The 12,725-nt window shown below is 58.2% G+C and carries 10 protein-coding genes and 1 pseudogene; 8 read left to right on the forward strand and 3 right to left on the reverse strand.

The window, feature by feature from the left end; translation table 11 throughout:
- Positions 1-58 precede the first annotated feature (58 nt).
- Complete coding sequence (yhhY, locus tag LPQ25_RS01570; RefSeq protein WP_004174011.1) at positions 59-547, reverse strand: N-acetyltransferase; 489 nt, start codon at positions 545-547, stop codon at positions 59-61.
- Between the two features lie 227 nt (positions 548-774).
- On the reverse strand, positions 775-1,428 hold the full coding sequence (locus tag LPQ25_RS01575; RefSeq protein ID WP_014906834.1) for a bactofilin family protein: 654 nt from the start codon (positions 1,426-1,428) through the stop codon (positions 775-777).
- A 264-nt stretch (positions 1,429-1,692) separates the two neighbouring features.
- On the opposite strand from LPQ25_RS01575, the gene LPQ25_RS01580 reads away from it, so the two are divergent.
- The 5 genes from LPQ25_RS01580 (at position 1,693) to gntU (ending at position 6,707) form a co-directional block, all read left to right on the forward strand.
- Positions 1,693-2,730 carry an oxidoreductase gene (locus tag LPQ25_RS01580; protein WP_004200666.1) on the forward strand — a complete coding sequence of 346 codons (1,038 nt, stop codon included), beginning with the start codon at positions 1,693-1,695 and terminating at the stop codon, positions 2,728-2,730.
- A 121-nt stretch (positions 2,731-2,851) separates the two neighbouring features.
- Positions 2,852-3,547, forward strand: a complete 696-nt coding sequence (locus LPQ25_RS01585; protein ID WP_014906835.1) for a pirin family protein — start codon at positions 2,852-2,854, stop codon at positions 3,545-3,547.
- Between the two features lie 113 nt (positions 3,548-3,660).
- On the forward strand, positions 3,661-4,656 hold the full coding sequence (gene gntR, locus LPQ25_RS01590) for a gluconate operon transcriptional repressor GntR (protein WP_002920777.1): 996 nt from the start codon (positions 3,661-3,663) through the stop codon (positions 4,654-4,656).
- A 180-nt stretch (positions 4,657-4,836) separates the two neighbouring features.
- Complete coding sequence (gene gntK / locus LPQ25_RS01595) at positions 4,837-5,367, forward strand: gluconokinase (RefSeq protein ID WP_002920775.1); 531 nt, start codon at positions 4,837-4,839, stop codon at positions 5,365-5,367.
- On the forward strand, positions 5,367-6,707 hold the full coding sequence (gene gntU / locus LPQ25_RS01600) for a gluconate transporter (RefSeq protein ID WP_002920773.1): 1,341 nt from the start codon (positions 5,367-5,369) through the stop codon (positions 6,705-6,707). The genes gntK and gntU overlap by 1 nt, the downstream gene beginning before the upstream one ends.
- Here gntU and LPQ25_RS01605 read toward each other — a convergent pair.
- Positions 6,704-7,066 carry a hypothetical protein gene (locus LPQ25_RS01605; protein WP_014906836.1) on the reverse strand — a complete coding sequence of 121 codons (363 nt, stop codon included), beginning with the start codon at positions 7,064-7,066 and terminating at the stop codon, positions 6,704-6,706. The two genes, gntU and LPQ25_RS01605, sit on opposite strands and share 4 nt — an antisense overlap.
- 103 nt (positions 7,067-7,169) lie before the next feature.
- On the opposite strand from LPQ25_RS01605, the gene asd reads away from it, so the two are divergent.
- The 3 genes and pseudogenes from asd (at position 7,170) to glgX (ending at position 12,673) form a co-directional block, all read left to right on the forward strand.
- Positions 7,170-8,276: an aspartate-semialdehyde dehydrogenase gene (gene asd / locus LPQ25_RS01610; RefSeq protein WP_002920570.1), complete on the forward strand. Its 1,107-nt coding sequence runs from the start codon at positions 7,170-7,172 to the stop codon at positions 8,274-8,276.
- Positions 8,277-8,514: 238 nt separating this feature from the next.
- Positions 8,515-10,700: pseudogene (gene glgB, locus LPQ25_RS01615) on the forward strand (1,4-alpha-glucan branching enzyme).
- A complete protein-coding gene (glgX, locus tag LPQ25_RS01620) occupies positions 10,697-12,673 on the forward strand; it encodes a glycogen debranching protein GlgX (RefSeq protein WP_015875210.1) in 1,977 nt (658 codons plus the stop codon). Before glgB ends, glgX begins: the two are co-directional and overlap by 4 nt.
- Positions 12,674-12,725: the final 52 nt, after the last annotated feature.

Below are 12,725 nucleotides of genomic sequence, written 5' to 3' on the forward strand. Positions count from 1 at the left end.
GGGCCTACAACTGTGCGAACGCAGGCCGGGTAAGGCGAAGCCGCCACCCGGCAACACGCTACTTCATTCTCGCCATATAATACGCATCCACATACTCACCGTTGCGCAGCGCGTAACGCCTGCCGGTGCCTTCGATCTCAAAGCCGTACTTCTTATACACCGCAATCGCCGGGGCATTATCGGCGAACACCGTCAGCTCAATACGCTCGACGCGCAGCCAGTTGTCGCACAGGTCGATCATCTCGCGCATCAGCGCGCTGGCGACGCCGCGGTTGTGCCAGCGCGAATCCACGCTGACACCAAAATCGGCGACGTGGCTACGGCGGGGACGTTGGACGACGGCAATGCTTAAATGGCCGACGACTTGCTCATCGATACAGGCCACCAGTTGCTTCACGCCGGGCGTATCGGTTAGCCGCTCCCGCCACATATGTTCGGATGGATGAGGGACCTGTAGCGTGTTGTGATACACCTCCGGCTGGGCGTGAATTTGACGAATCGCGTCAATATCTTTCGGTTCAGCATGGCGTATCACGATGTCACTCATTCCTTGTTCCTCATTCAGGTGAAAAGTCCCTTTAAACATCACTGACTACGGCGTTCGAGTCAACACGCATTATTTGCAAAAAAAAGTAGACAAGTGCGAATGAGAATGATTATTATTGTCCTGCATTCAGGGAGACCCTTGCGGAAAGCCTGAAAGCACGACATTGCTCACATTGCTTCCAGTATTACTTTAGCCAGCCGGGTGCTGGCTTTTTTTTTGCTGCTATCTCAGGCGCTCTGCGGCCTGACGGGCTGCGCGTCGGCTTTGGAGGGCGCGTCTGCTACCAGACCGAGAATATGACTTTTGTTCTCCGCGGCGGCCAGCATTTCAGCGCGACCGCTAAAAACGCCGCCTTTCTTGATCGCCAGCGCGCGATAGGCGAGGGTACCCTCCAGATGGCCGTGCTCCTCGATGGTGATGCTGTCGCCATGACACTGGCCCTGCACCTTGCCGTCAATTATTAGCTCCCGGCAGCTGACGTTGCCCTCCACCTGGCCTTCACGCATTACCTTAATCAAATGCTCTTTGGCCTCAATGTTGCCGGTGACCTGGCCGTGGATATAGACATGGCCGCTGGCGACTATATTGCCGACGAAATGCACCCCGCTGGCGATGACCGTAGTCTCGTGTTTTTTGCTGGCGACCGCTTCGGGTTCTGGGTTAATTGCCGGAGGCGTGGCTGCTTCTGATATCTGAGGTTCCGTTTTATTTTTCTTAATAAACATCGCGTTAATCTTGTTCCGTTGGCTATGGAGGAGGAAAGCGATAAGCGCGCAGGCGGCCGCCAGGCGCGCCAGCGCGCTTGCATCGACAGACCAGGCGATCAGCGCGAGAAGCCAGAAAAAAAGGGCGCCGTTTATGGCGAGATACTGTTTGTCCATCAGCAGCGGCTGGCTACTCCGTTAGTCATCAGCAACCTCCTGGTTTGCTCTCCACTTATCCGCAGTTTTGCCATGGCGATCAAGGTTTTTTGCCGAAAACTGCTGATTTAATCACTTATTAATCAATAAGTTATTAATAATTACGTATGAGTGATACTCGAACTATTTTCCTAACGAATCTTCACTGCAAGCGAACAGAGAGGATGAAGTGAGGGACCGGCTTGCGCTATGGTTGAAGGTAGCTCATTAACTAAGGACAGCGTTATGACTCTGCACTGCGCATTTATTGGCTTTGGTAAAAGCACCACCCGCTATCACCTTCCTTACGTTTTGCACCGCAAAGACCGCTGGCAGGTAGCGCACATTTACCGCCGCCGGGCGAAGCCCGAGGAGCAGGCGCCGCAGTATTCCCATATTCATTTCACCAGCGACCTTGATGAAGTATTAAACGATCCACTGGTCAAGCTGGTGGTGGTCTGCACTCACGCCGACAGCCATTTTGAATATGCGAAAAAGGCGCTGGAGGCGGGGAAAAACGTGCTGGTGGAAAAGCCGTTCACCCCGACGCTGGAGGAAGCAAAAACTCTGTTTGCCCTGGCGAACAGCAAAGGCCTGACGGTGACGCCCTATCAGAACCGCCGTTTCGACTCCTGTTTCCTGACCACCAAAAAGGTGATTGAGAGCGGGAAACTCGGCGAACTGGTGGAGATCGAAAGCCATTTCGATAATTATCGCCCGCTGGCGGAGACCAACCCCGGCGGTCCGCAAAACGGCGAGTTCTATGGCCTTGGCGTGCATACCCTGGATCAGATCATTTCGCTGTTCGGCCGCCCGGACCATGTCTCTTACGATCTGCGCTCGCTGCGCAATAAAGCCAACCCGGATGACACCTTTGAAGCCCAGCTGTTCTACGGCGATATGAAGGCCATCGTTAAGACCAGCCATCTGGTGCAGATCGATTACCCGAAATTTATCGTTCACGGGCACAAAGGTTCGTTTGTGAAGTACGGCATTGACCAGCAGGAGACCAGCCTGAAGGCCAATATCATGCCGGGCGAGCCGGGATTTGGCGCGGACGACAGCGTTGGCGAGCTGGTGTATGTCAACGAGGCAGGGGAGATGGTGCGCGAAGCGGTGCCGCTGGAGAGCGGCGATTATGGTCGGGTGTACGACGCGCTGTACGACACCCTCGTCAACGGCCAGCCGAATTACGTCAAGGAAACTGACGTTCTCACCAATATGGAGATCCTGCAGCGCGGCTTTGAGCAGCCTTCACCGGCCACCATTACCCTTACCCGATAAGTCAAATTGGCTCCTCTGCGCTTGTTCATATTTTTTGAACAGAGGAGTCAATTTTCACCCTCTATGATCGCCGGCGAAATGGGTCCACACTGACTCCATCGACAACATACGGGGGTGCAACATGATCTATTTACGCAAAGCGAACGAACGTGGCCACGCTAACCATGGCTGGCTGGATTCCTGGCATACTTTCTCTTTCGCCAACTATTATGACCCGAACTTTATGGGCTTCTCCGCCCTGCGGGTGATTAACGACGACGTCATCGACGCCGGTCAGGGCTTCGGTACCCACCCGCACAAAGACATGGAGATCCTGACCTATGTGCTGGAAGGGGCGGTGGAGCACCAGGACAGCATGGGCAACAAAGAGCAGGTGCCGGCGGGCGAGTTCCAGATCATGAGCGCGGGTACCGGGGTGCGCCACTCTGAGTACAACCCGAGCAAAACCGATCGTCTGCGTCTGTATCAGATCTGGATTATTCCGGAAGAAACCGGCATTACCCCGCGCTACGAGCAGCGCCGCTTCGACGCCGCCCAGGGCAAACAGCTGGTGCTGTCGCCGGATGCGCGAGATGGCTCGCTGAAGGTGTACCAGGATATGGAACTCTATCGCTGGGCGCTGCTGAAAGATGAGCAGTCGGTTCACCAGATTGCCGCGGAACGCCGCGTGTGGATCCAGGTGGTCAAAGGCGAAGTGACCATCAACGGTACCAAAGCCACCACCAGCGACGGTTTGGCCATCTGGGACGAGCAGGCGATTTCGGTTCATGCCAACAGCGATAGCGAGATCCTGCTGTTCGATCTGCCGCCGGTTTGATAGTTATCTGAGCCAGGTTAAATAAATTGCGCAGCCTTCCCTCATGTTAGGGAAGGTTGCGCTTTGTCCGTGATAAACTGAGAAAATGTTTCCCGTTGATCACAGTCAGGACGATGAAAAAGAAAAGACCCGTACTTCAGGATGTAGCCGATCTTGTCGGCGTGACCAAAATGACGGTCAGTCGCTATTTACGCAACCCGGAGCAGGTCTCCGAAGCGCTGCGTGGCAAGATTGCCGTTGCCCTCGATGAACTGGGTTATATTCCCAATCGCGCCCCTGACATTCTTTCCAACGCCACCAGCCGCGCCATCGGCGTGCTGCTGCCGTCGTTAACCAACCAGGTCTTTTCGGAAGTACTGCGCGGTATCGAAAGCGTCACCGACGCCTTCGGCTATCAAACCATGCTGGCGCACTACGGCTATAAGCCGGAAATGGAAGAGAAACGCCTCGAATCGATGCTCTCCTGGAACATTGATGGCCTGATCCTCACCGAACGCACCCATACGCCGCGCACCCTGAAGATGATCGAAGTCGCCGGCATTCCGGTGGTGGAGCTGATGGACAGCCGGTCGCCGTGTCTCGATATTGCCGTCGGGTTTGATAACTTTGAAGCCGCCCGGCAGATGACCGCGGCGATCATCGCCCGCGGCCACCGCCATGTCGCCTATCTGGGGGCGCGTCTTGATGAACGTACTATCATCAAACAGAAGGGGTACGAGCAGGCGATGCTTGACGCCGGGATGACGCCCTACAGCGTGATGGTGGAACAATCCTCGTCCTATTCTTCGGGGATTGAGCTGATGCGCCAGGCGCGCCGCGAATATCCGCAGCTCGACGGCATCTTCTGCACCAACGATGACCTCGCGGTCGGCGCGGCGTTCGAGTGCCAGCGTCTGGGGCTGAAGATCCCCGATGATATGGCGATCGCCGGGTTCCACGGCCATGATATCGGCCAGGTGATGGAGCCGCGGCTGGCCAGCGTCCTGACCCCGCGCGAGCGAATGGGGCGCATCGGCGCCGAACGGCTGCTGGCGCGCATTCGTGGTGAAGCGATTACCCCTAAGATGTTAGATTTAGGTTTCACATTGTCACCGGGCGGATCAATTTAAACTGACAAGTTTGAAGTAGATCACACATATTCACATCTGGCACGAATGGATATTGCTTCTCCACAGGTCCGGCATGACAATGTTACCGATAACAGTTACCCGTAACAATTAACCGATACGCCGCCTTCGCGCTGGATGAGTCAGCCCCGGCGCGGCGTACCAGTCCAGTGGGAGGACGCTTTGAGCACGACTAACCATGATCACCACGTCTATGTCCTGATGGGCGTTTCCGGCAGCGGAAAATCCGCTGTCGCCAGCGAAGTGGCGCATCAACTGCATGCCGCGTTTCTTGACGGCGACTTTCTCCATCCGCGCAGCAATATCACCAAGATGGCCTCCGGCGAGCCGCTCAACGATGACGACCGCACGCCGTGGCTGCAGGCGCTAAATGACGCCGCGTTCGCCATGCAGCGTACCAACAAGGTGTCGCTGATCGTCTGCTCGGCGCTGAAGAAGAGCTATCGCGACATTCTGCGCAAGGGCAACCCGAACCTCTCCTTCATCTACCTGAAAGGCGATTTCGACGTGATCGAAAGCCGTCTGAAGGCACGTAAAGGGCACTTCTTTAAAACCCAAATGTTGGTGACGCAGTTTGAAACGCTGCAGGAACCAGGCGCCGACGAGAGCGATGTGCTTATCGTCGATATCGACCAGCCGCTGGAAGGCGTGGTGGCCAGCACCATCGAGGTGATCAACAAAGGCAGTCACTAGTGAGTACTTTAACGCTTGTTTTAACAGCAGTCGGCTCGGTATTGCTGCTGCTGTTTTTAGTCATGAAGGCGCGAATGCACGCCTTCGTGGCTTTGATGGTGGTTTCTATTGGCGCCGGTCTCTTCTCCGGCATGCCGCTGGATAAAATCGCGGCGACGATGGAGAAAGGGATGGGCGGTACGCTGGGCTTCCTGGCGATCGTCGTCGCGCTCGGCGCGATGTTCGGTAAGATCCTGCATGAAACGGGGGCGGTCGATCAGATTGCCGTCAAGATGCTCAAATCCTTTGGCCACAATCGCGCGCACTATGCGATTGGTCTCGCCGGTCTCATCTGCGCGCTGCCGCTGTTCTTCGAAGTGGCGATCGTACTGCTGATTAGCGTCGCCTTCTCGATGGCGCGCCATACCGGTACTAACCTCGTGAAGCTGGTGATCCCGCTGTTTGCCGGCGTTGCCGCCGCCGCGGCGTTTCTGTTGCCTGGACCGGCGCCGATGCTGCTGGCGTCGCAAATGCACGCCGACTTTGGCTGGATGATCCTGATTGGCCTGTGTGCGGCCATTCCGGGGATGATTATCGCCGGTCCGCTATGGGGCAACTTCATCAGCCGCTACGTCGAATTGCATATTCCTGACGACGTCACGGAACCGCATCTCGGGGAAGGCAAAATGCCCTCCTTCGGCTTCAGCCTGGCGCTGATCCTGCTGCCGCTGGTGCTGGTTGGCCTGAAAACCATCGCCGCGCGCTTTGTGCCGGTGGGTTCCACTGCCTACGAATGGTTCGAGTTTATCGGCCACCCGTTCACCGCGATCCTGGTGGCCTGCCTGGTGGCGATTTACGGTCTGGCGGTACGTCAGGGAATGGCGAAAGACCGGGTGATGGAGATTTGCGGCCACGCGCTGCAGCCGGCCGGGATTATTCTGCTGGTGATCGGGGCTGGCGGCGTCTTCAAGCAGGTGCTGGTTGACTCCGGCGTTGGCCCGGCGCTTGGTGAAGCGCTGACCGGAATGGGGCTGCCGATCGCTATTACCTGCTTCGTACTGGCGGCGGCGGTGCGTATCATTCAGGGCTCTGCCACCGTGGCGTGCCTGACGGCGGTCGGCCTGGTGATGCCGGTGATTGAGCAGCTGAACTACAGCGGCGCGCAGATGGCGGCATTGTCTATCTGTATCGCCGGCGGCTCGATTGTGGTAAGCCACGTGAACGACGCCGGCTTCTGGCTGTTTGGTAAATTTACCGGCGCCAGTGAAGCCCAGACGCTGAAGACCTGGACCATGATGGAAACCATCCTTGGCACCACCGGGGCGATTGTCGGTATGATCGCCTTCCAGCTGCTGAGCTAAACCCGCCCATCTCCCGCTCGCGGGAAATAAAAAGCCAGGGTAACGCTGCTTACCCTGGCTTCTTTGCAATAAGCCGCCCTTTTTCCCTCTTTTCCTTGCCAGCTATTGGCCCTTATTAGCGCTACGACGATGCTCGTATCCCTCGTCAGCCCTTGCTGTGACTGGGTTTGTCGCTTTTTTTTGGCAAGCGGAAAAGCACCAGATTTCACGCTTAATCCATAATCAGGATCAATAAAATAGCGACGGAAAATATTCCATTCCCCGGGGGATTTCCCCGATAATCGTTGCGCTTTTGACGACGACCAGCGACGGTGGACAATGTGCAGGATAAGTTGCTTTTCTGATTGTTCAGCAATCATTGATTAATTTCACTTGCGACTTTAGCTGCATTTTGTAAGGTGAGGGATAATCCAGTTGGAAACTGGCCAGGCACAAACAGCACACACCTCGCAGGAATACGTTATGAAAAATGTTGGTTTTATCGGCTGGCGCGGAATGGTCGGCTCTGTCCTCATGCAACGCATGGTTGAAGAGCGCGATTTCGACGCCATTCGCCCGGTGTTCTTCTCTACCTCCCAGCTGGGACAGCCAGCGCCGTCATTCGGCGGTAGCACCGGTGGCACGCTGCAGGATGCGTTCGATCTGGACGCGCTGAAGGCGCTGGACATTATTGTCACGTGCCAGGGCGGCGATTACACCAACGAGATTTACCCGAAGCTGCGCGCAAGCGGCTGGCAGGGTTACTGGATTGACGCGGCTTCTTCGCTGCGCATGAAGGACGATGCGATCATTATCCTCGACCCGGTTAACCAGGATGTGATCACCGCCGGCCTGAACAACGGCGTGAAAACCTTTGTCGGCGGCAACTGCACCGTCAGCCTGATGCTGATGTCCCTCGGCGGCCTGTTTGCTCAGGATCTGGTGGAGTGGGTCAGCGTGGCGACGTACCAGGCGGCTTCCGGCGGCGGCGCGCGTCATATGCGCGAGCTGCTGAGCCAGATGGGGCAACTGCATAATCATGTGGCCGCGGAGCTGGCGGACCCGGCTTCCGCCATCCTGGATATTGAGCGCAAAGTGACGTCGCTGACCCGCAGCGGCGAGCTGCCGGTCGATAACTTTGGCGTACCGCTGGCGGGCAGCCTGATCCCGTGGATCGACAAACAGCTGGATAACGGTCAGAGCCGCGAAGAGTGGAAAGGCCAGGCGGAGACCAACAAGATCCTCGCCACCTCGTCCGTTATCCCGGTAGACGGCCTCTGCGTTCGCGTTGGCGCGCTGCGCTGCCACAGCCAGGCGTTTACCATCAAGCTGAAGAAAGATGTTTCTATCCCGACCGTTGAAGAGCTGCTGGCCGCGCACAACCCGTGGGCCAAAGTGGTACCGAACGATCGTGAGATTACCATGCGCGAGCTGACCCCAGCCGCGGTGACGGGCACCCTGACCACCCCGGTAGGACGCCTGCGTAAACTGAATATGGGGCCGGAGTATCTATCGGCCTTTACCGTTGGCGACCAGCTGCTGTGGGGCGCCGCGGAGCCGCTGCGCCGGATGCTTCGCCAGCTGGCGTAAGCCCAGGATGAACAGAAAGGGGGTCTTCAAGCCCCCTTTTTTTTTGCGTAATACAAGGAGTAAACGCGGATGTTAGATTTTTCCCCACGGAGGTAACTCAGCCTTGGCTATGCTTTAAGTAAGGAATTCCTTACCTGAAGGTGGGACGGAGCAGGAGGATGCTGAGAGCACTGCGCCGTTCAGGTCAAAAAAAGTCGCCAGTTACAGGAATGAGCGACACTTACAACAGGATGAAAGCATGTCTAATCATATTGATAGAGACGTGATTAATGCGCTAATCGCCGGTCATTTCGCGGATCCCTTTTCCGTGCTCGGCATGCACCGTACTGACGCCGGGCTGGAAGTGCGCGCATTATTACCCGATGCCACCGACGTGTGGGTTATTGAACCGAAAACCGGACGCAAAGTCGGCAAGCTCGAATGTCTCGACTCGCGTGGTTTCTTCAGCGGCGTCCTGCCGCGGCGTAAAAACGCTTTTCGCTATCAGCTGGCCGTCACCTGGCACGGGCAGCAGAATCTGATCGATGACCCTTATCGCTTTGGTCCGCTGTTGCAGGACCTTGACGTCTGGCTGCTGTCGGAAGGGACCCACCTGCGCCCTTACGAAACGCTGGGCGCGCACGCTGCCACCATGGACGGCGTCACCGGTACCCGTTTCTCGGTGTGGGCGCCGAACGCCCGCCGCGTATCGGTGGTGGGGCAGTTTAACTACTGGGATGGCCGTCGCCACCCGATGCGATTCCGCAAAGAGTCCGGGATCTGGGAGCTGTTCGTTCCCGGCGCGCACAATGGCCAGCTGTATAAATTCGAACTGATTGACGCCCACGGCAATCTGCGGGTCAAAGCCGACCCTTACGCCTTTGAGTCGCAAATGCGTCCGGAAAGCGCCTCGCTTATCTGCGACCTGCCGCCCAAAGTGGAACAGCCAGCGGACCGCAGAGCGGCGAACCAGTTTGATGCCCCGATCTCTATCTATGAAGTGCATCTCGGCTCCTGGCGCCGTCATACCGATAATAATTTCTGGCTGAGCTACCGCGAGCTGGCCGACCAGCTGGTGCCCTATGCGAAATGGATGGGCTTCACCCATCTCGAACTATTGCCGGTTAACGAGCACCCGTTCGACGGCAGCTGGGGCTATCAACCCACCGGGCTCTATGCGCCGACCCGCCGCTTCGGCACCCGCGACGATTTCCGTTACTTTATCAATGCTGCGCACGCCGCCGGGCTGAACGTCATTCTTGACTGGGTGCCCGGCCACTTCCCGGCGGATGATTTTGCCCTTGCCTCGTTTGACGGCACTTCGCTGTATGAGCACAGCGATCCGCGCGAGGGGTATCACCAGGACTGGAATACCCTGATCTACAACTACGGACGTCGGGAAGTCAGCAACTACCTGGTGGGTAACGCGCTGTACTGGATCGAACGCTTCGGCATCGATGCGCTGCGGGTCGACGCGGTGGCCTCGATGATCTATCGCGATTATAGCCGCAAGGCGGGAGAGTGGATCCCCAACGAATACGGCGGTCGGGAGAATCTGGAAGCCATTGAGTTTCTGCGCAACACCAACCGCATCCTTGGCGAACAGACGCCGGGCGCGGTCACCATGGCGGAAGAGTCCACCGATTTTGCCGGGGTGACCCGTCCGCCAGCCGGCGGCGGCCTCGGTTTCTGGTTCAAATGGAACCTCGGCTGGATGCACGACACCCTGGATTACATGAAGCTCGATCCGGTGCATCGCCGCTACCATCATGACAAAATGACCTTCGGCATGCTCTACAACTACACCGAGAATTTTGTGCTGCCGCTCTCCCACGATGAAGTGGTGCACGGCAAAAAATCGATTCTCGACCGCATGCCGGGCGATGCCTGGCAGAAGTTCGCCAACCTGCGCGCCTACTACGGCTGGCTGTTCGCCTTCCCGGGGAAAAAGCTGCTGTTTATGGGCAATGAGTTCGCTCAGGGCCGCGAGTGGAACCATGACGTTAGCCTCGACTGGCATCTGCTGGAGGGCGGCGACAACTGGCACCACGGCGTCCAGCGGCTGGTGCGCGACCTGAACCATACCACCGGCATCATAAAGCGCTGCACGAGCTGGATTTTGACCCCTACGGCTTCGAATGGCTGGTGGTCGACGACCATGAGCGCTCGGTGTTTGTCTTTGTACGCCGTGACCGGGCGGGCAACGAGATTATCGTCGCCAGCAACTTCACGCCGGTGCCGCGCCACGACTACCGCTTCGGCATTAACCAGCCGGGCCGCTGGCGCGAGGCGCTAAATACCGACTCCATGCACTATCACGGCAGCAATCAGGGCAATGGCGGCGTGGTGGAAAGCGACGCTATCGCCAGCCATGGCCGCGAACATTCGCTGTCGCTGACCCTGCCCCCGCTGGCGACGATCTGGCTGGTCCGGGAGGCGCAATGACCTCACTCGCGGCAGGCAAACCTGCGCCATTGGGCGCCAGCTATGACGGCAAGGGGGTGAATTTCGCCCTCTTCTCCGCCCATGCGGAGCGGGTGGAGCTGTGCGTATTCGACGAGCAGGGCAACGAGCAACGCTTCGATCTCCCGGCGCGCAGCGGCGACATCTGGCACGGCTGGCTGGCCGCCGCCGGGCCGGGCCTGCGCTACGGCTATCGGGTACATGGTCCCTGGGACCCGGCGCAGGGGCACCGCTTTAACCCGGCCAAGCTGTTGATCGATCCCAGCGCCCACCGGGTCGAGGGCGATCTGCCTGACGATGAGCGCCTGCACGGCGGCATGTGGCAGCCCGATCGCCGCGACAGCGCCGCGGTCGCGCCAAAATCGCAGGTGGTGGATCTGCGCTATGACTGGCGTGGCGATAAACCGCCGCGTACCCCATGGGGGGAAACGGTGATTTATGAAGCGCACGTGAAAGGGCTCACCTTGCTTAATCCGCAGCTACCGGAAGCCATTCGCGGAACCTATAAAGCGCTGGGCCACCCGGCGATGATCGCTTACTTCAAATCGCTGGGCATCAGCGCCCTTGAGCTGTTGCCGGTGGCGCAGTTCGCCAGCGAGCCGCGACTGCAGCGGATGGGGTTAAGCAACTACTGGGGCTACAACCCGTTGGCGTGGTTCGCGCTGGATCCGCGCTATGCCAGCGACCCGGATCGCGCCCTCGATGAGTTTCGCGATGCGGTTAAGGCGCTGCACGCCGCCGGTATCGAAGTGATTCTGGATATCGTGCTCAACCATAGTGCGGAAATCGATCTAGAAGGGCCCACCGTCTCCCTGCGCGGAATCGACAACCGTAGCTATTATTGGGTAAGGGAGGATGGCGATTATCACAACTGGACCGGGTGCGGTAATACGCTCAATCTTAGCCACCCCGGCGTGGTGGAGTGGGCGCGCCAGTGTTTGCGCTTTTGGGTGGATGAGTGCCATGTCGACGGCTTTCGCTTCGACCTCGCCTCAGTGATGGGGCGGACGCCGGAATTCCGCCAGGGTGCGCCGCTGTTCGAGGCTATCCGCCGCGACAGCGTGCTGTCGCAGGTGAAACTGATTGCGGAACCCTGGGATATCGGCCCGGGCGGCTATCAGGTGGGTAATTTCCCACCGCTGTTCGCTGAATGGAATGACCATTTTCGCGATAGCGCCCGACGCTTCTGGTTACAGCAAAATGTCTCCCTGGGGGATTTTGCCCAACGTTTCGCGGCCTCCAGCGATCTCTTTGCCCGCGATGGCAAGCCGCCATCGGCGACGGTCAACCTGGTGACGGCCCACGATGGCTTCACGCTGCGCGACTGCGTTTGTTTCAATCAGAAACACAATGAGGCAAACGGGGAGGAGAATCGCGATGGGACTAACAATAACTACAGCAACAATCATGGTATAGAAGGATTAGAAGCGAATTTTGCGGTGATTGAACGGCGGCGCGCCAGCGCGCATGCGCTGCTGACGACGCTGCTGCTGGCTCAGGGGACGCCAATGCTGCTGGCGGGCGATGAACAGGGCCACAGCCAGCACGGTAACAATAATGCTTACTGCCAGGACAACGCCCTGACGTGGCTGGACTGGCGCCAGGCGAACCCGGGATTAACCGCCTTTACCGCGGCGCTGATCCACCTGCGGCGCCGTATTCCGGCGCTCACCCGCAACCGCTGGTGGCAGGAGGGGGATGGCAACGTCCGCTGGCTTAATCGCAACGCCCAGCCCCTGACTGCCGCGGAGTGGCAGCAGGGGGCCGCGTGTATGCAGATCCAGTTGTCGGATCGCTGGCTGCTCACGCTGAACGCCACCGCAGAGGTGGTGGATATGGTTTTACCCGAGGGGGAATGGCGCGCCGTTCCTCCATTCGCCGGAGAGGATAATCCGGTCATCATGGCTGTCTGGCATGGGCCCGCGCACGGAGTGTGCGTATTTCAAAGGTCGTAAGCCCTGAAGCTTTCGGTTGGACCCGTGGCGGCGGCGCGGCGGGATGAGCTGG

Origin of the sequence: Klebsiella sp. KPN54798 (genome assembly GCF_021184225.1) — a bacterium.
GTDB lineage: Bacteria > Pseudomonadota > Gammaproteobacteria > Enterobacterales > Enterobacteriaceae > Klebsiella > Klebsiella pneumoniae.